The organism is Xanthomonas sp. NCPPB 1826 (assembly GCF_056725285.1).
In genome coordinates this window covers 1,124,575-1,144,579 of record NZ_CM161521.1, presented here as the reverse complement: position 1 = coordinate 1,144,579, position 20,005 = coordinate 1,124,575, and the positions used below count along the sequence as shown (strand labels likewise).

Here is a 20,005-nt window from a genome sequence, read left to right as displayed (position 1 = left end):
CTACCGCTGGCGCGCGAGCGCTGCTGCAGCTTCCCGTGCACGCTCGCGGTTGCGCTCAAGCGAACCCGTCGGTGGCGCGCACCAGCGCATCGACATTTTCCGGCTCGAAAGCCGAATGCCCCGATGCCGGGCTGACTTGCAGCTGCGCCTTCGGCCAGACCTTGTGCAGGTCCCAGGCGCTTTGCATCGGGCACACCACGTCGTAACGCCCCTGCACGATCACACCGGGGATGTCGGCGATGCGGTGCGCGTCGCGCAGCAGCTGGTCTTCGACCTCGAAGAAACCGCCGTTGACGAAGTAGTGGTTCTCGATGCGCGCGAACGCCAGGGCGAAGTGCGCGTCCTCGTGTCCGGTGACGAAGTCGGCGTCCACATGCAGGAAGCTGGTGGCACCTTCCCACACGCTCCACGCCTTGGCCGCGGCCAGACGCGTGGCTTCGTCGTCGCTGGTCAGGCGGCGATGGAAGGCGGAGATCAGATCGGCGCGCTCCACCACTGGAATCGCGTTGACGTAATGCTCCCAGGCATCCGGAAACAGCCGGCTGGCGCCCTGCTGATAGAACCATTCCAGCTCGAAACGGCGCAGCAGGAAGATGCCGCGCAGCACCAGCTCGGTGACCTGCTGCGGATGGGTCTGCGCATAGGCCAGCGCCAGGGTCGAGCCCCAGCTGCCACCGAACACCTGCAAGCGCGCGATGCCCAGGTGTTCGCGCAGGCGCTCGATATCGGCGACCAGGTCCCAGGTGGTGTTGTTCACCAGATCGGCATGCGGGGTGGAGCGGCCCGCGCCGCGCTGGTCGAACAGCACGATGCGGTACTTGGCCGGGTCATGGAAGCGCCGCATCTTGTCGTTGCAACCGCCGCCGGGGCCGCCGTGCAGCATCACCACCGGCTTGCCCTGCGGATTGCCGCACTGTTCGAAATACAGGGTGTGGCGGTCGTCGACCTGGAGGGTGCCGTGGTCGTACGGCGTGATCTCGGGATAGAGCGTGCGCATGCGTCGGTCCTGCGGGAAACCGCTAGTGTATCGGCACCCGGTCTGCACACGCGGGCGCCCCATGCGATCGAGCAAGGGCGGGCGCACGGCGAAGCGCGAGGAGTGGAGCGACGGAGCAAGACTCCTGCACGCAGCGCCGGACGGGCGCGGTCGGTGCCCGGAATCGGCATGTCCTGTTTCAGCTCTGAGCGCGCCGTCCCCCTCCACCTGGCGACCGCTCCGTGGCTGCGCTAGCCCGCGGCGGGCGACCAGCGCCCCGACGTCACCCGGTCACGCTGCTCCAGGTCCTGATGCGTGGCCACCGCGTCGAAGCCACGCGCCTGCAGCAGCGCGGCCACCGCCGCGCCCTGGTCCCAGCCGTGTTCGAGCAGCAGCCAGCCGCCCGGCAGCAGATGCGCAGGCGCATCGGCGACGATCAGGCGGATGTCGTCCAGGCCATCGGGGCCGGAAGCCAGCGCACTGGCCGGCTCGTAGCGCAGGTCGCCTTCGCCCAGATGCGGATCCTGCGCGGCGATATACGGCGGGTTGCTGGCGATCAGGTCGAAGCGCTCGCCGGCCAGCGGCGCGAACCAGCTGCCCTGCCGGCATTCGACATTGCGCAAGCGGTGGCTGTCGGCATTGCGCCGAGCAACCGCCAGCGCCGCCGCACTGGCATCGGTGGCGATCACCAGTGCCTGCGGCCGCTCGCTGGCGATGGCCAGCGCGATCGCGCCGCTGCCGGTACCCAGATCGGCAACGCGGCGGCCTGGCCGGGCGTCCAGGCGCTCAAGTGCCAGCTCGACCAGCACCTCGGTGTCGGCGCGCGGGATCAGCGTGGCGGTGGAGACCGCCAGATCCAGCGTCCAGAACCCCCGCGTGCCGGTCAGGTAGGCCACCGGTTCGCCGGCCTGGCGCCGCTGCACCAATGACTCGAACGCCTGCGCGACCGACGGCTCGACCGGATCGCGGCCATGCGCGAACAGCCAGGCGCGGTCGCGGCCCAGCGCGTGCAGCAGCAGCGGCTCGGCATCACTGCGCTCGATCCGCTCGACCGCACGCCGCAGCAACTGCTCGGCGGCAAGACCGGCTGGGTCCTCACTCATACGTATCATTCACTCATGCGCAACATCGGCTGACCATTATCGGAGATGGAATCGGCCCCTGCAGCGGCAGACGCCGTCTGCAAACTTGATAGCCACAGCCTATCTATACAATTCCATCAATCGATTTGAGAAATCTATCGATCCTACCTACCATGGCGACTGTTCCATCCCCCGCCCTCCTTCATCGCACGAGGAAACTCAATGTCTCTTATCAACACTCAGGTCCAGCCGTTCAAGGCGAATGCGTACCACAACGGCAACTTCATCGAAGTCACCGAGGCCAGCCTGAAGGGCAAGTGGTCGGTGCTGATCTTCATGCCGGCCGCCTTCACCTTCAATTGCCCGACCGAAGTGGAAGACGCCGCCGACAACTATGCCGCGTTCCAGAAGGCAGGCGCCGAGGTCTATATCGTCACCACCGATACGCACTTCTCGCACAAGGTGTGGCACGAAACCTCGCCGGCCGTTGGCAAGGCGCAGTTCCCGCTGATCGGCGATCCGACCCACAAGCTGACCCGTGCGTTCGGCGTGCACATCGAAGAAGAAGGCCTGGCCCTGCGCGGCACCTTCATCATCAATCCGGACGGCGTGATCAAGACCCTCGAGATCCACGACAACGCGATCGCCCGCGACGTCACCGAGACGCTGCGCAAGCTGACCGCTGCCCAGTTCGTCGCCAACAACCCCGGCCAGGTCTGCCCGGCCAAGTGGAAGGAAGGCGCCAAGACCCTGGCTCCGTCGCTGGACCTGGTCGGCAAGATCTAAACCGACTGACACCTCCGGCCTGTGGTTGAGGCCGGAGCATCTCCGGCCCAGCACTGGGCCGGGGGTGAACCGGAGCCGGTGCCGGGCTGCCCGCCAGCCATCGCCAGCACGCACTCCCGACATTGCGCCGGCTGCGGTTCATCCCCTCCTCCCCGGCGACCTGCCTCAGCGCAGCGACGCCACGCCCTCCCCTTGCCCATTACCAGGAGTTCTCCATGTTGGATGCCAACCTCAAGACCCAGCTGACCGCCTACCTGGAACGGGTTACCCGTCCGATCCAGATCAACGCCTCGATCGACGAAAGCGCCGGCTCACGCGAAATGCTCGACCTGCTCGAGGATCTGGTGCTGCTGTCGGACAAGATCAGCCTGGACATCCACCGCGATGACAACCAGCGCAAGCCCTCGTTCGCACTGACCACGCCGGGCCAGGACATCTCGCTGCGCTTTGCCGGCCTGCCGATGGGCCACGAGTTCACCTCGCTGGTGCTGGCGCTGCTGCAAGTGGGCGGCCACCCGTCCAAGGCCGCCGCCGAGCTGATCGAGCAGGTGCAGCACCTGGATGGCGACTACCAGTTCGAAACCTATTTCTCGCTGTCGTGCCAGAACTGTCCGGACGTGGTGCAGGCGCTGAATCTTGCCGCCGTGCTCAACCCGCGCATCAAGCACGTGGCCATCGACGGTGCGTGGTTCCAGGACGAGGTCGAAACCCGCCAGATCATGTCGGTGCCCACCGTCTACTTGAACGGCGAGCTGTTCGACCAGGGCCGCATGACGCTGGAGCAGATCGTGGCCAAGCTCGACACCAACGCGGCCAAGCGCGACGCCGCCAAGATCGCCGCCAAGGACGCCTTCGAGGTGCTGGTGGTCGGCGGTGGCCCGGCCGGTTCGGCAGCGGCCGTCTACGCCGCACGCAAGGGCATCCGCACCGGCGTGGCCGCCGAGCGTTTCGGTGGCCAGGTGCTGGACACCATGTCGATCGAAAACTTCATCTCGGTGCCGGAAACCGAAGGCCCGAAGATGGCCGCTGCGCTCGAGCAGCATGTGCGCCAGTACGACGTGGACATCATGAACCTGCAGCGCGCCGAGCAGCTGATTCCGGCCGGTGCCGATGGCCTGATCGAGATCAAGCTGGCCAACGGCGCCTCGCTCAAGAGCAAGACCGTGATCCTGTCCACCGGCGCGCGCTGGAGGCAGATGAACGTGCCGGGCGAAGACCAGTACAAGAACAAGGGCGTGGCCTATTGCCCGCATTGCGATGGCCCGCTGTTCAAGGGCAAGCGCGTGGCGGTGATCGGCGGCGGCAATTCGGGCGTCGAGGCGGCGATCGATCTGGCCGGTATCGTGGCGCATGTCACGCTGGTGGAGTTCGACGACAAGCTGCGCGCCGACGAAGTGCTGCAACGCAAGCTGCGCAGCCTGCACAACGTGCGCATCATCACCAGCGCGCAGACCACCGAAGTGCTGGGTGATGGCCAGAAGGTCACCGGCCTGGTCTACAAGGATCGCACCGGCGGCGACATCCAGCACGTGGATCTGGAAGGCGTGTTCGTGCAGATCGGCCTGCTGCCCAACACCGAATTCCTCAAGGGCTCGGTGGCGTTGTCGCCACGCGGCGAAATCATCGTCGACGACCGTGGCCAGACCAACGTTCCGGGCGTATTCGCTGCCGGCGACGCCACCACGGTGCCGTACAAGCAGATCGTGATCGCGATGGGCGAAGGTTCCAAGGCTGCGTTGAGCGCGTTCGATTACCTGATCCGCTCCAGTGCACCGGTCAGCGCCGACAACGTCGCCCAGGCAGCATAAGCGCACTCAAGCCAGCGCCCGGCCAGCCCGGGCGCTAAGCTCCAGTCGTACCCCGTTACCGCAATGAGGGCTGCTGCACATGAATCTGCGTGACCTGAAATATCTGGTCGCCCTGGCCGACCACAAGCATTTCGGCCGTGCTGCGACGGCCTGCTTCGTCAGTCAACCGACGCTGTCCACACAGATCAAGAAACTCGAAGACGAACTCGGCGTGCCGCTGGTGGAACGTGCGCCGCGCAAGGTGATGCTGACCCCGGCCGGCCGCGAAGCGGCGATGCGCGCACGCGGCATCGTGGCCGAAGTGGAACAGATGAAGGAAGCCGCGCGGCGCAGCCAGGATCCGGAAGCCGGCACCGTGCGGCTGGGCATCTTTCCCACCCTGGCGCCGTATCTGTTGCCGCATGTGGTGCCGCGGATCCGCGAGCGGTTCCCGCGCCTGGAACTGCTGCTGATCGAGGAAAAAAGCGATCAGCTGGTGCACCAGCTGCGCGAAGGCCGGCTGGATGCGGCGCTGCTCGCACTGCCATTGCAGGATGAGCAGCTGCATGCCGAATTCCTGTTCGAAGAACCCTTCGTGCTGGCCGTGCCGGAAGGCCATCCGCTGTCGCGCCACGACAGCATGACGCTGGACGATCTGTCCGAGCAGCGGCTGTTGTTGCTGGAAGACGGCCACTGCCTGCGTGAGCAGGCGCTGGATGTCTGCCATCTTGCCGGCGCCCTGGAAAAATCCGAATTCCAGGCCACCAGCCTGGAGACGCTGCGCCAGATGGTGGCTGCCAACGTCGGTGTGACCTTGCTACCGCTGCTGGCGGTCAAGCCGCCGGTTGCACGCTCGGAGAACATCCGCCTGATCCGTTTCCGCGAAGACAAGCAGCCCAGCCGCCGTATCGCCATGGCCTGGCGCCGCAGCTCAGCCATGACCGCGTTCCTGGAGCAGCTGGCGCAGTTGTTCAAGGAGCTGCCGGAGAGCCTGTTTACGCTGGACCAGCCGGCGACGGGCCCTAAGGCGGTTGCGGCCTGAGGGATCGGGAATCGGGAATCGGGAATCGGGAATCGGGAATCGGGAATCGGGAATCGGGAATCGCAAGATCGTTTCATGGCTGCGGTTGCTTGGCGGGATGTTTTTTCACCTGTTCTCGGACATAAGCGACGCGCAAGCGTCGTTTTTTGTTTGGTGGGTGGTTACGACGTGATGTATCTGGACGCACGTGGCAGTTGCGGTGTCATTGGCACGTGGTGGACTCCCACGAGGCACTTCAAGTCAGTCGCTGGGTGATGGCAGATGGCACGCGCCTGGGCGCTGCAGCGCTGCCTGCCTGATGCGCTGGCCACGGCCCGTCACTCGCGGTGCCGCGCCGGCCTCGCCCGATACCTGCCGTGCACTGCGCCATCTCGCCATGCATTGCGATCGGGCAGCGGCGCCCTCATCTGGGCAGTGAGGCTTGCCATGTTGGCGAGCCGTCATCGTCAAGGAGATTGCCATGACTTCGCAGCACCACAGCGGCTTGCCGCCATCCATCCTGGTTTCCAGCCATGACCTCGCCCGGCTCGAGGCCCTGCTCGATTCCCCCGCTTTCAACAAGCACCCGGCCGCCACCGCGCTGAGTGACGAACTGGGCCGTGCACGCGTCGTGCCGCCCGACCAGATTCCCGGCGATGTCGTCACCATGCACTCCCGCATCGATTGCGAAGATGAGCTGCATGGCGAACGACATACGCTCACCCTTGTGTATCCGCACGAAGCCGATGTGCAGCACGGCCGCATCTCGGTGCTGGCGCCGGTCGGCAGTGCGTTGCTTGGCCTGTCGGTCGGTCAGAGCATCGATTGGCGCACGCCCGACGGGCGCGACCTGCGTCTGCGTGTCAGCGCCGTGCACGATCAACATGCCCTGGCCGGCGCCTGACTTCCCACGCCAGGCGCGCTACCGTAGCGCGCTGCGTCCTATCCACGACCCGTTCCACGATTCGAGAGAACCCGCATGACTGCTCCTTCCAAGCTTGCCCAGTTGCGTGACCTGTCTGTCGTCGTTGCCGACACCGGCGACTACGACGCCATCAAGCGCCTGAAGCCGGTCGACTGCACCACCAATCCCACCCTGGTCAAAAAGGCATTGGATCTGCCGGTGTATGCCGACCTGATCGAGCGCGAACTGGCCTGGGGCCGCGAACACGGCGGCGAAGACCGCACCAGCACCGTCAACGAAGTGGCCGACCGCCTCACTATCGGCGTCGGCGTCAGGCTGGCCGAGCTGGTCCCCGGCCGCGTCTCCACCGAGGTCGATGCCGACCTGGCGCACGACACCGAGGCGACCATCGCCAAGGCGCGCAAGTTCATCGCGATGTACGCCGAGCGTGGCGTGTCCAGGGACAAGATCCTGATCAAGATCGCGGCCACCTGGGAAGGCATCGAGGCCGCGCGCCAGCTGCAGCGCGAAGGCATCGACTGCAATCTGACCCTGATCTTCAACCGCTCGCAGGCGCTGGCCTGTGCGGAAGCCGGCGTGTTCCTGATCTCGCCGTTCGTCGGCCGGATCCTGGACTACTACGTCGCCCAGGGGCAGACCCCGGCCAGCATCGACGAAGATCCGGGCGTGGTGTTCGTGCGCACGGTCTACAACGAGTTCAAGCAGCGCGGCTCGTCCACCGTGGTGATGGGCGCCTCGTTCCGCTCCACCGCGCAGATCGAAGCCCTGGCCGGTTGCGATCGCCTGACCATCTCGCCGGAGCTGCTGGAAAAGCTCGACGCCGAACATGGCGAACTGCCGCGCAAGCTCTCGCCTGCGCAGGCCAATAACGCGCAGATCACCCCGATCGACAGCGACAGCTTCGCCACCGATCTGGCGGCCGACCCGATGGCCACCGAAAAGCTGGCCAGCGGCATCGATGCCTTCGCCAAGGATCTGCAGGCACTGCGCAAGACCATCACCGACAAGCTCGCCGGCTGATTGCAGCGCGCGGTTCGCAGTACCAACGCCTGCAGCCTGGTAGCTGTGGGCGTTTTGGTTTTTGCAGTCTGGCTGCGCAGCACGCTGCAGCCACGACGTGTAAGGCAACGCCTCTTGCGATGATGGCATTGGAAACTGCGGCCGGCCTCGGGCTGCCTTACTTTCCAGGCAACGTTGAGCTTGTGGGCTCATCGACGCCTGCACAGCCGCCACCGTGCTGCCATGCGCGCGTTTTGGCCTGATCGGCGCGCGGTTCGGCGTCGTTCTCCACACGTCGCTTACACCCGCGCAACCCGCACTGCCTAGAATCCGGGTTCCTCAACTGGCGTAGCGGACAATGGCAAACATTGCAGTGGTGATGGTCGACGGCGTGGCCGATTGGGAAATTGGCGTTGTCCTGCCGGCGGCGCGCGAATGGTTCGGCGACCAGGTCGCCATTGCCAGCATCGATGGTCAGCCGGTGCAGTCGATCGGCGGGCTGCGCATCACCCCGGACTTCGCCCTCTCCGATCTGGCGCCGCTGGACGCCGATCTCTGGATCCTGCCCGGCAGCGAGCGTTGGCAGGCCGGCGAAATCCCCGGCCTGAGCGGCCTGCTGGTCGAGCGCGTGCAGCACCAGCGCCCGGTTGCGGCGATCTGCGGTGCCACCATCGCCCTGGCCTATGCCGGCCTGCTCGATCAGCGCGCGCATACCAGCAACGCGCTGGCCTTCCTGCAGGAACACGTGGTGCCGTATGCCGGTGCTGCGCAATACCGGCACGAAAAGGTGGTGACCGCCGATGGCGTGATCACCGCACCCGGCACCAGCCCGGTCGGCTTCGCGCTTGCCTGCATGCGACTGCTGCATCCGGAACGCACCGACATGCTCGCCCAGCTGCGCGGCATGTTCGCCGGCGAGTTCGTCTGACCCAGCGGATTCCGGCACGCCTGGCGCATTGGCTGCACTGACTGGATGCAGTGGGTCGCCGCACCGATCCATCGCACCGATTGGCTGTCGGGATTGACCGCAATGATCCGCCGGGCCGGTTCGCCGCTCGGCCACCCGCGGCGGTGCCGGCGCGGCTTACGCGCGCCGCAAAAAAAAGATGGCCACGCCGTCTCCGGCGTAGCCATTCAAGTTGCCTGGCATGCACTCCCATGCGCTGCCTGATCGTGATAACGCTGCCGGTCACTGTTGGCCATCGGCACGCCGCCACGATCACGTGGATGACAGCGCTTCAATCCGGCCCGCCTTTCCGTCAGGCATCCAGCCCGATCGGGCAGCTCACTCCCGTTCCGCCAAGCCCGCAATAGCCATTGGGATGCTTGGCGAGATATTGCTGGTGATCGTCTTCGGCGTAGTAGAACGTGGGCGCCGGGAAACGGATCTCCGTGGTGATCGCGCCATACCCGGCGGCGTCCAGTTGCTGCTGGTACGCATCGCGGCTGGCAAGCGCGGCGTCGTATTGCGCCTGTGTCGTGCAATAGATCGCCGAGCGGTATTGCGTGCCGACGTCGTTGCCCTGCTGCATGCCCTGGGTGGGGTCATGGCTTTCCCAGAACGTGCGCAGCAACTGTGCGAACGACACCGCCGCTTCGTCGTACACCACCAACACCGCTTCGGTATGGCCGGTCTGCCCGGAACACACTTCGCCGTAGGTGGCGTTGGGTGTCTCGCCGCCGGCGTAACCCACCGCCGTGGTGTACACCCCTGGCAGGTTCCAGAACTTGCGTTCTGCACCCCAGAAGCAGCCGAGCCCGAACTGCACCTGGGCCAGGCCGGTGAATTCCCCACGCAACGGATGGCCGTTGATCAGGTGGGTGTTGTGGAGCGGTAGTGCCTGCGCGCGTCCGGGTAAGGCCTCGCCCGGACGTGGCATGCGTTGTTTGAAAGCGCCGATTCCCAGCATGGTGCAACTCCGCAATCGTGAGGATTGCCTGCTGGATGGCGCCGGCCGTAGCGGCTTTCAAGCCACTACGGCCAATGCGGCGTTACTTCCTGGTCACCGAGGCGGTGGCGGTGTCCACTTCCGGCATCGCCGAGCTGTGGTGATTGATGATCAGCCACTTGCCGTCGCGCTTCTCGTACACGAAGGTGTAGCGCGCCTGCACGTCGGTCTTCTTGCCGTTCTTGTCGGTCAGCGTGAAGGTGTAGACACCGGCATCCACCGCGCTGTCGTCATCGAGCACACGCACAGTGCGGTAGTTGACGACGCCCTGCGGCTTCTTGGTCAGGAACATCTCGAAGTACTTTTCGATCTGCTCGCGCGAGGCGCGGACCTCGTTGGACACGGTCGGCAGCAGCACACCGTCCGGGGCATACAGATCGGCCACCTTGTCCGGATTGCCGGTAGCCAGTGCCGCGTTCCAGGTGTCGAACAGCGCGGCGACTTCGCGTTCTTCGCCGCCGGCCGGCAACGTGGCCTTGTCGGTGTAGTGCATCACGCCGCCAGCCAGCGCCGGGGTGGCAGCCAGAGCCAGAACCAGAGAGAACAGAGTGCGACGCATGGGAAATCTCCGTGTGGTTGAGGGGGATGCCTCATCGGGCGAGCTCAGTATCGAAACCAAGCGGCCCCAACAATTCTGCCGACTGGCATATACTCAAATATGCTGATCGGCCTAGAGCGAACTCATGGAAACCCCTACCAATGCTGGCGATTGGCGCCTGACGCTGCGCCGCGAAGCATCCGACAGCGCACGCTGGCAGGCGCTCTGGGAGGTCGCGGTGGCGCTGCGTCAGGCACAGACGCCGGAACAGGCCTGCGACGCGGTACTGGGCCGGGTGCTGCTGTTGCTGGGCCTGGAACATGGCGCGGTGCTGGCACAGCGCGGGCCGCGCGCGCAGGTGCTGGCCAGCCGCGGCCGCGCATTGCCGCCAGGTGCCAGCGCAGCCGGCGACAGCCATGAAGCGGCCTGGCTGATGCCACCGCGCCCGGCCGATATCCGCGAGGCCAAGGTGCCGATCCAGGCGCTGGGCAGCACCCTGGGCATGCTGTGCGTGGCCTGGAACGACACCCGTCCCGCCCCCGGCAACGACGATGTGCAGGCGCTGCAGGCCTTCGCATTGCTGCTGCCGGCGATGGTGGCCGAACCGGCCAAACCGCTCGCCACGCGTCGGCGCAAGCCGGTGCAGGACGACCGCCTCACCGCGCTCAGCAAACGCGAGAAACAGGTGCTGTCCCTGCTGCCACGCGGCCTCACCAATGCGACGCTGGCAGCTGAACTGGGGATTTCTCCCGGCACGGTCAAAGTGCATGTGGAGCGAATCCTGCAGAAACTTGAGGTAAAAGATCGCACCCAGGCCGCGGTGTACGCGGTCCAAGCCGGACTCGCGCTATGAATGCAATGGCGGTGCGTTGGAACGATTGGCCGATCACCCGCAAGAGCCTGGCGGTGGTGACCCTGCCCCTGCTGCTGCTGGCGGTGGCCTTGATGGCGATCTACAGCGTGGAGCGGCAGAACATCGCCGCCGAAAACGATGTGCGGCAGACGCTGGAAGTGTTGAGCGATCTGTACGAAGCACACGCGCTATTGGCCGAAACCGCGGCCGGCGTGCGCGGGTATCGGCTGGTGCGCCGCGATGAATTCCTCACCCCGTACCGCGATGCCGAGCCGCGCCTGCAACGGGTGGCCGAACGGCTGTCGCAACGCATCACCGACCCGGGGCAGGCGCAGCGGTTTGCACGCATCAAGCCGTTGTTTGCGGAAAAAATGCAGGGGTGGCGCCGGTTGCTGGCACCGGATCTGAGCCGCGAAGAAGAGATCCGCCAGCTGTGGGACGGCAAGTACAAGCTCGACATCCTGCGTGCCGAACTGCGCGAACTGCGCAATTACGAAACCGCGCAATTGCAGGTACGTACCGCCAAAGCGCAGGGACTGCGCCAGCGCAATCTCATCATCACTTTAAGTGCGGCAATGCTGGGCGGCCTGGGCGCAGTGTTTGCAGTGGCGTGGTTCGCCTCGGCGCTTTCCGGGCGCCTGCGCACGCTGGCGGCTAACGCCGACCGATTGGGCGAAGGCCTGCCGCTGGCGCCGCAACCGCGTGCCGGCGACGAGCTGGGCCAGGTCGGCCAGCGCCTGGCGCAGGCCAGCGAACTGCTCGCCGCACGTGCGGCCGAAGCGCAACTGGCACGGCGCGAGGCAGAAACCGCCAACCGCGCAAAGACCGAATTCCTGTCGCGCAGCAGCCACGAATTGCGCACACCGCTCAACGCGATCCTGGGCTATGCGCAGGTGCTGGAAATGGATCTGCCCGAGCCCGGGCATCGCCGTCATCTGCAGCATATTCTCGGCGCCGGCCGGCACCTGCTGGGGCTGATCACCGAGCTGCTGGACATCGCGCGTATCGAAGCCGACCAACTGGATCTGAGCCCGGAGCCGATCTCGGTGCGCGCGGCCGTCCACGAGGCGCTGGGCCTGATCGCCCCGGACGCGGACAAGCACGGCATCGCGTTGCAGCCGGCTGCCATCGACGGGCCGTGGACAGTGCGCGCCGATGCGCAGCGGCTGCGCCAGGTGCTGCTCAACCTGCTGTCGAACGCGGTCAAGTTCAATCGCACCGGCGGCCAGGTGCAGGTGAGCGCGCAGCCGGATGGCGAGCAGGTGCGCATCACGGTCGCCGACCAGGGCGCGGGCCTGACGCCGGCGCAGATCGAGCGGCTGTTCACGCCGTTCGAGCGGCTGGGTGCCGAGCGCTCGGCGGTGGAAGGCACCGGCCTGGGCCTGGCACTGAGCAAGCGGTTGATCGAGGCGATGGGCGGGTGCATCGGCGTGGACAGCAGCCGCGATGGCGCGCGCTTCTGGATCTCGCTGCCGCAGGGCGAACCGCAACGCAGCGAGCCGGCACGCGCCATCGTGCCGCCGAGTAACGCGGGCACGGGCGTGTGCCGGCTGCTGAGCATCGAAGACAACCCGTCCAACCAGGCCCTGATCCGCACCCTCAGCGAACGCCGCCCGCAATGGCAGCTGCTGGAAGCGGCCAGCCTGGCGCAGGCGCGCGCGCTGCTGCAGCACGGCGTGCCGGATCTGATCCTGCTGGACCTGCATCTGAGCGACGGCAACGGCGAAGAACTGCTGCGCGAGCTGCAGGCGCAGCCGGCCACGGCCGGCGTGCCGGTGGTGGTGATCAGTGCCGATGCCACCACCGCCACCCTGGCGCGAGTCGGCAATCAGGGCGTGCGCGCGTATCTGACCAAGCCGCTTGATGTGGCGGAATTCTTCACTGTGATCGACGGACTGCTGGCATGACACGCGACGAAATCCTGGCTTCCCGCATCCTCATCGTCGACGACGAGCCGGCCAATGTGCGGCTGCTCGAAGACCTGCTGCAGCGCGAAGGCTTCCAGCAGGTCATCGCCACCACCGACCCATTGCGGGTGATGGGGCTGGTGTCGGCGTTCGCGCCGGACCTGATCCTGCTGGATCTGAAGATGCCGGAACTGGACGGCTATGCACTGCTGGAACAACTGGCGCGGCTGTCCGATCCTGGCCACTTCCTGCCGGTGATCGTGCTCACCGCCGACCCCAGCCGCAGCGCGCGCCATCGCGCCCTGGGCCTGGGCGCCAAGGACTTTTTGACCAAGCCGCTGGATACCTTCGAGGTCGCGCTGCGGGTCTGGAACGTGGCCGAAACCACCGTGCTGTTCAAGCGCCTGCGGGCGCTGGCCGCACCGGATGCGGCGCCGCCAGGGTGGCGCCAGCCGGAATGACGCGCGCCAATCGTAGGAGCGCACCCGGGCGCGACCGGGGCTTTGCCGATAACACCAGCGCAGAAGCGCACCCGGGCGCGACGTGGCGTTTATCGGCACAGCCTCGTCGCGCCCTGGTGCGCTCCTACGACGGGCGCTGCGCTACAGCGCGCGGGTGACCTCGCCGCACAGGCCGATCTCTGCCAGTACCGCCTGTGCCTGGCTCAGGTGCAGGTCGGCCACGCAGACCTGCAGCACGCCGAAGGCAGGCAGTTCCCCGGCGCCGCCCAAGAGCGACTCGCCGAACACGAAGGCGGTGATGCCGGCATCCTCCAGCGCGTGCTTGGCCAGATGCGCGTCGATGATGTGACTGGCGCGATAGGCGATCTGCATGTCAGCCGCGCTCCAGGCGTTCGCGCGCGGCGTCCTGCTTCCACTCGCGCAGTGCCGGCAGTGCATCCAGTGCAGCCAGGTAATCGCCGGCAGCCTCGAACAGCGGCACGCCGTAGCTGGCAAAACGCAGCGCGACCGGGGCGAACATCGCATCGACAATGCCGAAGTCGCCGCACAGGAACTGCCCGGCATGACCATGTTCGGCGCGCAGGCTGGCCCATAGCGCCTGGATGCGTGTGATGTCGCGCTCGGCAGCCGCGTCCCAGCGGGCCGGGCCAGGCGCGCGGGCCAGATTCATCGGCAGCTGGGTGCGCAAATCCACAAAGCCCGAGTGCATTTCCGCCGCCGCCGCGCGTGCCTGCGCCCGCACCGACAGCTCGGCCGGCCAGCCGCGGCCATCCAGCCAGCGTTCGTTGACGTATTCGCAGATCGCCAGCGAATCCCAGACATGCAGGGTGTCGTCCCATAGCACCGGCACCTTGCGGGTGGGCGAATAACCGGCGATGCGGGCCTGGAATTGCGGCGTATCCAGCGGCAGCGCGATCTCTTCGAACGGTACCTGGAAGTGCCGCAGCAGCAGCCACGGGCGCAGCGACCAGGAGGACAGGGTCTTGTCGCCGATCACCAGGCGGGGCAAAGGCATGCGTGAGGCACTCCGAAGGATCGCCGCAGCGTACGCGCCGGCGGCGGTGCCGGCCAGCCCGTCGTGCCGCCTGCCGATGGCACCCGGCCTGGGTGCGGTCAGCCCATGCAGGCCCCGGCAGCAAGGCGCTTACGCGCAGGATCACCGCGCACAGGCCACGCGCGATGGCCGGCCTCCGACACGCCGCCTACCCCTAACCGGTGCCACCGCCTAAACTTGCGGTTTACCTATTGCTGATGCGCGCATGTCCGAGACCCTAGCCACCGACGCCACCGCCCCGGCGGAGAAGAAAGACTTCATCCGCCAGATCGTCCGCGAGGATCTGGCCAGCGGCAAGCACACGGTCATCCGCACCCGCTTCCCGCCCGAGCCCAACGGCTATCTGCATATCGGCCACGCCAAGGCGATCTGCCTGGATTTCGGCCTGGCCTCCGAGTTCGGCGGGCTGTGCAATCTGCGCCTGGACGACACCAACCCGGCCAAGGAAGACCCCGAGTTCGTGGTCGCCATCCAGGACGACGTGCGCTGGCTGGGGTTCGAGTGGGCGCAGCTGCGCCATGCATCGGATTATTTCGAGGTGTATTACCTGGCCGCGGAAAAACTGATCCGCGACGGCCATGCCTTCGTCTGCGACCTGTCCGCCGAGCAGGTGCGCGAATACCGCGGCACGCTGACCGAGCCCGGCCGCAATTCGCCGTTCCGCGAGCGCAGCGTCGAGGAAAACCTGGACCTGTTCCGGCGTATGCGTGCCGGCGAATTCCCCGATGGCGCACGCACCCTGCGCGCCATGATCGACATGGCCAGCGGCAACATCAACCTGCGCGACCCGGCGCTGTACCGCATCAAGCATGTCGAGCATCAGAACACCGGCAATGCGTGGCCGATCTACCCGATGTACGACTTCGCGCATTCGCTGGGCGATGCGGTGGAAGGCATCACCCATTCGCTGTGCACGCTGGAATTCGAAGACCACCGCCCGCTCTACGACTGGTGCGTGGACAAGGTGGACCTGGCCGCGCATCCGGAGCTGCTGCAGCCGCTGCTGGACAAGGGCCTGCCGCGCGAGGCCGCCAAGCCGCGCCAGATCGAGTTCTCGCGTCTGAACATCAACTACACGGTGATGAGCAAGCGCAAGCTCACTGCGCTGGTGGAAGAACAGCTGGTGGACGGCTGGGACGACCCGCGCATGTACACGCTGCAGGGCCTGCGCCGGCGCGGCTATACGCCGGCGGCGATGCGCCTGTTCGTGGACCGGGTGGGGATCAGCAAGCAGAACTCGCTGATCGATTTCTCGGTGCTGGAAGGCTGCCTGCGTGAGGACCTGGATGCGGCCGCGGCGCGCCGCATGGCGGTGGTCGACCCGCTCAAGCTGGTGCTGACCAATCTGCCGGAAGGCCACAGCGAGACGCTGAGCTTCTCCAACCATCCCAAGGACGAATCCTTCGGTACGCGCGAGGTGCCGTTTGCGCGCGAACTGTGGATCGAGCGCGAGGATTTTGCCGAAGTCCCGCCCAAGGGCTGGAAGCGCCTGGTGCCCGGCGGCGAGATCCGTCTACGCGGCGCCGGCATTGCGCGCGTGGACGAGGTGATCAAGAACAACGCGGGCGAGATCGTCGAGCTGCGTGGCTGGCTGGACCCGGAGTCGCGTCCGGGCATGGAAGGCGCCAACCGCAAGGTCAAGGGCACCATCCATTGGGTCAGCGCCGCGCATGCGGTGGAAGCCGAAATCCGCCTCTACGACCGCCTGTTCTCGGTGGAAAAGCCCGATGACGAGTCCGAGGGCAAGACCTACCGCGACTATCTCAACCCCGAGTCCAAGCGCAGCGTGCGCGGCTATGTGGAGCCGAGCGCGGCACAGGCAGCGCCCGAGCAGTCGTTCCAGTTCGAGCGTACCGGCTACTTCGTTGCCGATCGCCGCGACCATAGCGCTGCCACACCGGTGTTCAACCGCAGCGTGACCCTGCGCGACACCTGGGCCAAGTGAGTCAGACCGCGCCGGATGCCAGCCATCCGGCGCGGGAATGGCGGCAGGCAGCCGCAGCCAGGCCTGCGGCGATCGGCGCACCGCTGGTGGTCACCGCGCGTGATCCAGCCAGCGGGGACGACGCCTCAGAGCGGTATCTTCTGAGTTGATGAGCAAGCGCAATGGAGACTGCGTGCCGCACTTCGTTGCATGCTGCATGGCATGAAGGAGCAGCACGATGCGTGAGCGCTTGATGGTGGGTGTTGCCTGCGGCATCGGCGCAGGTGCGTTATGGGGACTGGTATTTCTGGCGCCGCAGTTGCTGGCGGCGTTCACGCCGTTGCAACTGGCCGTTGCCCGTTACCTGTCGTATGGCGCGGTCGCAGCCCTGGTGCTGGCACCGCGCGCGCGCCAGACCGCTGCGCGACTGGGGCGCGCCGAATGGTGGGCGCTGGTGCGTCTGAGCCTGTTGGGCAACCTGATCTATTACGTGCTGCTCGGCAGCGCGGTGCAGTGGGCCGGCAGCGCGGCGACCGCATTGATCATCGGCCTGCTGCCGGTGGTGGTCACCGTGATCGGCACGCGGGCCGCAGGCGCGGTGCAACTGCGACGCCTGGCCGCGCCGTGCGTGTTGTGCGTCATCGGCGTGGCGCTGGTCGCCCTGGATACCTTGCAGCACGATGCCGCTCACCACGCCAGCGATCGCGCCACCCGCATCGCCGGCCTGCTCTGCGCAGTCGGTGCACTGGTGTCGTGGTCGGCCTATTCCATCGGCAATGCGCGCTGGCTACGGCGGCGCCCGGACCTGTCCGGTGGCGATTGGTCGCTGCTGACCGGTGTGGTCACCGGCGCATTGGCGCTGTTGTTGGCGCCGGCCGCACTGATCGGCAGCGCGCCACATGCGCCGATCGACTGGGCCAGTTTCTGGGGCATCTCGCTGTTGCTGGGCATCCTGGCCTCGGTGATCGGCAACGCCCTGTGGAACCGGGCCAGCCGGGTGCTGCCGCTGACTTTGGTTGGCCAGATGATCGTGTTCGAGACGATCTTTGCGTTGCTATACGGCTTTGCCTGGGAAATGCGCCTGCCCACGCCACTGGAGCTGGCAGCCATCGCCTGCCTGCTGGTCGGCGTGCTGTGGTGCGCAGCACTGCATGCAGAAGCGAAATGACGCCGGCACCTGATGCACGCAGCGGCCTAGATTGCAGGCTGTGTCCGCCAGCAACGCCGCCATGTGCCTGCCACAACCATGTCCACGCCCGCCTGCAAACACGCTGCGCAGCGCGGTGTTTTCGCTGTCGTTCGGCCTGGCGGCCTGCTCGCCGCAGCCACCCGTCTCGAACGCGGTGACCCCGGCCGAGGTGTTCTGCACACTTCTTCCGAGCCGGCCAGATGACGATCTGCCCAGCGACCACCGCGACGAAAGCATGCAGCAACTGGACCTTGCCACGCGCTGCCACCGGGCTCTGCGCAGACAGCGTTGACTGCATAGAGGCTGCAGGCGTGTTGCGGTCGCACGCCGCGCCCCGGCCAGCGTCATCAGCCGTAACGCGCGCAGAGCTCCGATCCCCGGGTTTTCCGTAGCTGATCCAGCGCGCGCCGCATTCCGCGCATCCGGGGGCTTACCATGGCCGCTCACCTGTCCTGATCGGAGCGGCCGCATGTCCCGTCTTTTGTCCCGGTGTCTGAGCACGCTGTTGCTGCTGGCCTGCCTGGTGTCGATCGGCTGCGTGGCCGCACCACCGGCCGATACCGCCGCGCCGCCTCCGGCGACCGGCTCGGCAAGCGGCCCGGCCACCGGCAAACCGGTCACCGTGACCACCACCTGCCGCACCGACGCCGATTGCACGGTGAAGAACGTCGGCAACTGCTGCGGCGCATTCCCGGCCTGCGTCAACGTCAACAGTGCCACCGACCCCAAGGGCGTACTGGCGCAGTGCCAGGCCAGCGGAATGATGAGCGTGTGCGGCTTCCGCGAGATCAGCGCCTGCCAGTGCGTGGCCGGGCAATGTGCCGCAAAGGACGCCCAGGCCGATACACTGCGCCCCGCTCCCCCCTCTACAGAAATGGTCCACTGATGCTTTACGCGCAAGTCCACCTCACGCTGCCCGACTGGATCCACGCGCATGTCGACGACAGCCGCGCCTATCCCAGCGACGAGGACAAGGTGGCGCTGGCAATCGAACTGTCGCGGATGAATGTGCAAGAGCGCAGCGGCGGCCCGTTCGGTGCGGTCGTGTTCGGCCCGGACCACCGCATCATCGCCGCGGCGGTGAACCGCGTGGTGCCGCAGACCACCTCGCTGGCGCATGCCGAAAACATGGCCTACATGCTCGCGCAGCAGCGCCTGCAGACGCCGCGCCTGAACGATGTGCTGTCGCCAGTGACGCTGGCCACCTCCGCGCAGCCATGCTGCCAGTGCTACGGCGCCACGGTATGGGCCGGCATCGACCGCCTGCTGATCGGCGCACGCGCCGAAGACGTGATGGCGCTGACCGAATTCGACGAAGGCCCGCTGCCTGCCGACTGGGTGGGCGAGCTCACCCGCCGCGGCATCGAGGTGGTGCGCGACGTGCATCGCGACCAGGCCTGCGCGGTACTGCGCAACTATGGCGAGGGCGGCGGTGACCATTATTGATCTGCCCCGCAGCGATCGCGCACGCCAGGCACTGCGATGAGCGGCCTGCTGTGTTACTGCCGCCAGGGCTTCGAGCCGGAGCTGGCCGCCGAGTTGAGCGCGCGCGCCGCATTCGTCGGCATCGCCGGCTATGCGCGTACCCAGCGCAACGACGGCTATGTGCTGTTCGTCTGCGATGAGGCCGCACAACTGGCTGCCAAGCTGCACTGGCGTGAGTTGATCTTCGCGCGGCAGAAGCTGGTGGTGATTGCCGAACTCAAGGGCATCGACCCCAAGGACCGCATCACGCCGATCCTGGCCGCACTGGAAGGCCAGCCGCGTTTCGGCGATCTGTGGGTGGAACACCCGGATTCGGACGCGGGCAAGCCGCTGGCAGGGCTGGCACGCAGCTTCGGCAACGCCTTGCGTCCGGCCTTGCGCAAGGCCGGCCTGCTCACCGACAAGCCGCAGCCGCGCCTGGCACGGCTGCACATCTGTTTTCTCGATGGCGACCACGCCTTGCTGGCAGTTGCCGACAGTGCCGACAGCGCGCCCTGGCCTCTGGGCATTCCACGTTTGAAGCTGTTGCCGGAGGCGCCATCGCGCTCGGCGCTCAAGCTCGACGAAGCCCTGCTCACCCTGCTCGCGCCGGACGAACGCGAGACGCTGGTCAAGCCCGGCATGCGCGCCGCCGACCTGGGCGCAGCTCCCGGCGGCTGGACCTGGGTGCTCACCCGCCAGCACGTGCATGTCACCAGCGTCGACAACGGCCCGCTACGCGAGCATGTGCTGGAGACCGGCCTGGTCGAGCATCTGCGTGCCGACGGCTTTCATTGGAAGCCTGCGCAGGCGCTGGACTGGATGGTCTGCGACATGGTCGAGCAACCGCGCCGCGTGGCCGAACGCATGGCCACCTGGATCCGCGAAGGCTGGTGCCGCAACACCATCTTCAACCTCAAGCTGCCGATGAAAAAGCGCTGGGACGAGACCCGCCTGTGCCTGGACCTGTTCGAGCAGCAGGCCGAGAAATCGCTGATCGTGCGTGCCAAGCAGCTGTATCACGATCGTGAGGAGATCACGGTGTTGGCGATGCGGGGTTGAGAGCGGGGAATCGGGAATCGGGATTGGG

At 66.6% G+C, this 20,005-nt stretch carries 21 protein-coding genes; 15 read left to right on the top strand and 6 right to left on the bottom strand.

What is annotated here, in order from left to right; all coding sequences use genetic code 11:
* Positions 1–55: 55 nt before the first annotated feature.
* Together pip and prmC are read right to left on the bottom strand one after the other, a co-directional pair.
* A complete protein-coding gene (pip, locus tag AC1PLA_RS04885; protein WP_481105703.1) occupies positions 56–997 on the bottom strand; it encodes a prolyl aminopeptidase in 942 nt (313 codons plus the stop codon).
* A gap of 230 nt (positions 998–1,227) precedes the next feature.
* Positions 1,228–2,079: a peptide chain release factor N(5)-glutamine methyltransferase gene (prmC, locus tag AC1PLA_RS04880; protein ID WP_481105702.1), complete on the bottom strand. Its 852-nt coding sequence runs from the start codon at positions 2,077–2,079 to the stop codon at positions 1,228–1,230.
* A gap of 201 nt (positions 2,080–2,280) precedes the next feature.
* On the opposite strand from prmC, the gene ahpC reads away from it, so the two are divergent.
* From ahpC to AC1PLA_RS04850, 6 genes are all read left to right on the top strand, one after another.
* Positions 2,281–2,844 (top strand): alkyl hydroperoxide reductase subunit C, encoded by a 564-nt coding sequence (ahpC, locus tag AC1PLA_RS04875; protein WP_016900725.1) that lies wholly within the window; start codon positions 2,281–2,283, stop codon positions 2,842–2,844.
* 215 nt (positions 2,845–3,059) lie between these two features.
* On the top strand, positions 3,060–4,652 hold the full coding sequence (ahpF, locus tag AC1PLA_RS04870; RefSeq protein ID WP_024940622.1) for an alkyl hydroperoxide reductase subunit F: 1,593 nt from the start codon (positions 3,060–3,062) through the stop codon (positions 4,650–4,652).
* Between the two features lie 79 nt (positions 4,653–4,731).
* Positions 4,732–5,673: a LysR substrate-binding domain-containing protein gene (locus AC1PLA_RS04865; protein WP_024940621.1), complete on the top strand. Its 942-nt coding sequence runs from the start codon at positions 4,732–4,734 to the stop codon at positions 5,671–5,673.
* Between the two features lie 460 nt (positions 5,674–6,133).
* Positions 6,134–6,556, top strand: a complete 423-nt coding sequence (gene rnk, locus AC1PLA_RS04860) for a nucleoside diphosphate kinase regulator (protein ID WP_016900728.1) — start codon at positions 6,134–6,136, stop codon at positions 6,554–6,556.
* A gap of 75 nt (positions 6,557–6,631) precedes the next feature.
* The gene (gene tal / locus AC1PLA_RS04855) at positions 6,632–7,597 is read left to right on the top strand and encodes a transaldolase (protein ID WP_481105701.1); all 966 of its coding nucleotides are present in this window, start codon (positions 6,632–6,634) and stop codon (positions 7,595–7,597) included.
* Positions 7,598–7,934: 337 nt separating this feature from the next.
* Positions 7,935–8,504 (top strand): type 1 glutamine amidotransferase family protein, encoded by a 570-nt coding sequence (locus AC1PLA_RS04850; RefSeq protein ID WP_016900730.1) that lies wholly within the window; start codon positions 7,935–7,937, stop codon positions 8,502–8,504.
* 331 nt (positions 8,505–8,835) lie between these two features.
* Here the strand turns inward: AC1PLA_RS04850 and msrA are convergent, their stop codons facing one another.
* Positions 8,836–9,486 carry a peptide-methionine (S)-S-oxide reductase MsrA gene (gene msrA / locus AC1PLA_RS04845; RefSeq protein ID WP_065032008.1) on the bottom strand — a complete coding sequence of 217 codons (651 nt, stop codon included), beginning with the start codon at positions 9,484–9,486 and terminating at the stop codon, positions 8,836–8,838.
* Positions 9,487–9,568: 82 nt separating this feature from the next.
* A complete protein-coding gene (locus AC1PLA_RS04840; RefSeq protein WP_047128182.1) occupies positions 9,569–10,084 on the bottom strand; it encodes an SgcJ/EcaC family oxidoreductase in 516 nt (171 codons plus the stop codon).
* Between the two features lie 124 nt (positions 10,085–10,208).
* On the opposite strand from AC1PLA_RS04840, the gene AC1PLA_RS04835 reads away from it, so the two are divergent.
* The 3 genes from AC1PLA_RS04835 to AC1PLA_RS04825 are packed head-to-tail and all read left to right on the top strand — an operon-like array spanning position 10,209 to position 13,284.
* Complete coding sequence (locus AC1PLA_RS04835; protein WP_047125944.1) at positions 10,209–10,916, top strand: helix-turn-helix transcriptional regulator; 708 nt, start codon at positions 10,209–10,211, stop codon at positions 10,914–10,916.
* Entirely contained in the window at positions 10,913–12,823 is a 1,911-nt protein-coding gene (locus AC1PLA_RS04830) for an ATP-binding protein (protein ID WP_166772565.1), read from the top strand. Before AC1PLA_RS04835 ends, AC1PLA_RS04830 begins: the two co-directional genes overlap by 4 nt.
* Positions 12,820–13,284 (top strand): response regulator, encoded by a 465-nt coding sequence (locus tag AC1PLA_RS04825; RefSeq protein WP_039530555.1) that lies wholly within the window; start codon positions 12,820–12,822, stop codon positions 13,282–13,284. Before AC1PLA_RS04830 ends, AC1PLA_RS04825 begins: the two co-directional genes overlap by 4 nt.
* Before the next feature lie 141 nt (positions 13,285–13,425).
* Here AC1PLA_RS04825 and AC1PLA_RS04820 read toward each other — a convergent pair whose 3' ends face one another.
* Together AC1PLA_RS04820 and AC1PLA_RS04815 are read right to left on the bottom strand one after the other, a co-directional pair.
* Positions 13,426–13,656 carry a putative signal transducing protein gene (locus AC1PLA_RS04820; protein ID WP_016900736.1) on the bottom strand — a complete coding sequence of 77 codons (231 nt, stop codon included), beginning with the start codon at positions 13,654–13,656 and terminating at the stop codon, positions 13,426–13,428.
* Position 13,657: 1 nt separating this feature from the next.
* On the bottom strand, positions 13,658–14,299 hold the full coding sequence (locus tag AC1PLA_RS04815; protein WP_102254739.1) for a glutathione S-transferase family protein: 642 nt from the start codon (positions 14,297–14,299) through the stop codon (positions 13,658–13,660).
* Between the two features lie 244 nt (positions 14,300–14,543).
* Between AC1PLA_RS04815 and AC1PLA_RS04810 the strand changes: the two genes are divergently transcribed.
* From AC1PLA_RS04810 to rlmM, 6 genes are all read left to right on the top strand, one after another.
* The gene (locus AC1PLA_RS04810; RefSeq protein WP_481105700.1) at positions 14,544–16,283 is read left to right on the top strand and encodes a glutamine--tRNA ligase/YqeY domain fusion protein; all 1,740 of its coding nucleotides are present in this window, start codon (positions 14,544–14,546) and stop codon (positions 16,281–16,283) included.
* A gap of 217 nt (positions 16,284–16,500) precedes the next feature.
* Positions 16,501–17,430 carry a DMT family transporter gene (locus AC1PLA_RS04805; RefSeq protein WP_154831507.1) on the top strand — a complete coding sequence of 310 codons (930 nt, stop codon included), beginning with the start codon at positions 16,501–16,503 and terminating at the stop codon, positions 17,428–17,430.
* A 40-nt stretch (positions 17,431–17,470) separates the two neighbouring features.
* Positions 17,471–17,743, top strand: a complete 273-nt coding sequence (locus tag AC1PLA_RS04800; RefSeq protein WP_481105699.1) for a hypothetical protein — start codon at positions 17,471–17,473, stop codon at positions 17,741–17,743.
* A 177-nt stretch (positions 17,744–17,920) separates the two neighbouring features.
* Positions 17,921–18,337 carry a hypothetical protein gene (locus AC1PLA_RS04795; RefSeq protein ID WP_104574008.1) on the top strand — a complete coding sequence of 139 codons (417 nt, stop codon included), beginning with the start codon at positions 17,921–17,923 and terminating at the stop codon, positions 18,335–18,337.
* Entirely contained in the window at positions 18,337–18,897 is a 561-nt protein-coding gene (locus AC1PLA_RS04790) for a nucleoside deaminase (RefSeq protein WP_024938261.1), read from the top strand. The genes AC1PLA_RS04795 and AC1PLA_RS04790 overlap by 1 nt, the downstream gene beginning before the upstream one ends.
* Before the next feature lie 36 nt (positions 18,898–18,933).
* Positions 18,934–19,977 (top strand): 23S rRNA (cytidine(2498)-2'-O)-methyltransferase RlmM, encoded by a 1,044-nt coding sequence (gene rlmM, locus AC1PLA_RS04785; protein WP_481105698.1) that lies wholly within the window; start codon positions 18,934–18,936, stop codon positions 19,975–19,977.
* The last annotated feature ends 28 nt before the right edge of the window (positions 19,978–20,005 follow it).

Coding starts and splice junctions, on each gene's coding strand:
- pip (WP_481105703.1), bottom strand. CDS start 997: ATGCGCACGCTCTATCCCGAGATCACGCCGTACGACCACGGCACCCTC.
- prmC (WP_481105702.1), bottom strand. CDS start 2,079: ATGAGTGAGGACCCAGCCGGTCTTGCCGCCGAGCAGTTGCTGCGGCGT.
- ahpC (WP_016900725.1), top strand. CDS start 2,281: ATGTCTCTTATCAACACTCAGGTCCAGCCGTTCAAGGCGAATGCGTAC.
- ahpF (WP_024940622.1), top strand. CDS start 3,060: ATGTTGGATGCCAACCTCAAGACCCAGCTGACCGCCTACCTGGAACGG.
- AC1PLA_RS04865 (WP_024940621.1), top strand. CDS start 4,732: ATGAATCTGCGTGACCTGAAATATCTGGTCGCCCTGGCCGACCACAAG.
- rnk (WP_016900728.1), top strand. CDS start 6,134: ATGACTTCGCAGCACCACAGCGGCTTGCCGCCATCCATCCTGGTTTCC.
- tal (WP_481105701.1), top strand. CDS start 6,632: ATGACTGCTCCTTCCAAGCTTGCCCAGTTGCGTGACCTGTCTGTCGTC.
- AC1PLA_RS04850 (WP_016900730.1), top strand. CDS start 7,935: ATGGCAAACATTGCAGTGGTGATGGTCGACGGCGTGGCCGATTGGGAA.
- msrA (WP_065032008.1), bottom strand. CDS start 9,486: ATGCTGGGAATCGGCGCTTTCAAACAACGCATGCCACGTCCGGGCGAG.
- AC1PLA_RS04840 (WP_047128182.1), bottom strand. CDS start 10,084: ATGCGTCGCACTCTGTTCTCTCTGGTTCTGGCTCTGGCTGCCACCCCG.
- AC1PLA_RS04835 (WP_047125944.1), top strand. CDS start 10,209: ATGGAAACCCCTACCAATGCTGGCGATTGGCGCCTGACGCTGCGCCGC.
- AC1PLA_RS04830 (WP_166772565.1), top strand. CDS start 10,913: ATGAATGCAATGGCGGTGCGTTGGAACGATTGGCCGATCACCCGCAAG.
- AC1PLA_RS04825 (WP_039530555.1), top strand. CDS start 12,820: ATGACACGCGACGAAATCCTGGCTTCCCGCATCCTCATCGTCGACGAC.
- AC1PLA_RS04820 (WP_016900736.1), bottom strand. CDS start 13,656: ATGCAGATCGCCTATCGCGCCAGTCACATCATCGACGCGCATCTGGCC.
- AC1PLA_RS04815 (WP_102254739.1), bottom strand. CDS start 14,299: ATGCCTTTGCCCCGCCTGGTGATCGGCGACAAGACCCTGTCCTCCTGG.
- AC1PLA_RS04810 (WP_481105700.1), top strand. CDS start 14,544: ATGTCCGAGACCCTAGCCACCGACGCCACCGCCCCGGCGGAGAAGAAA.
- AC1PLA_RS04805 (WP_154831507.1), top strand. CDS start 16,501: ATGCGTGAGCGCTTGATGGTGGGTGTTGCCTGCGGCATCGGCGCAGGT.
- AC1PLA_RS04795 (WP_104574008.1), top strand. CDS start 17,921: ATGTCCCGTCTTTTGTCCCGGTGTCTGAGCACGCTGTTGCTGCTGGCC.
- AC1PLA_RS04790 (WP_024938261.1), top strand. CDS start 18,337: ATGCTTTACGCGCAAGTCCACCTCACGCTGCCCGACTGGATCCACGCG.
- rlmM (WP_481105698.1), top strand. CDS start 18,934: ATGAGCGGCCTGCTGTGTTACTGCCGCCAGGGCTTCGAGCCGGAGCTG.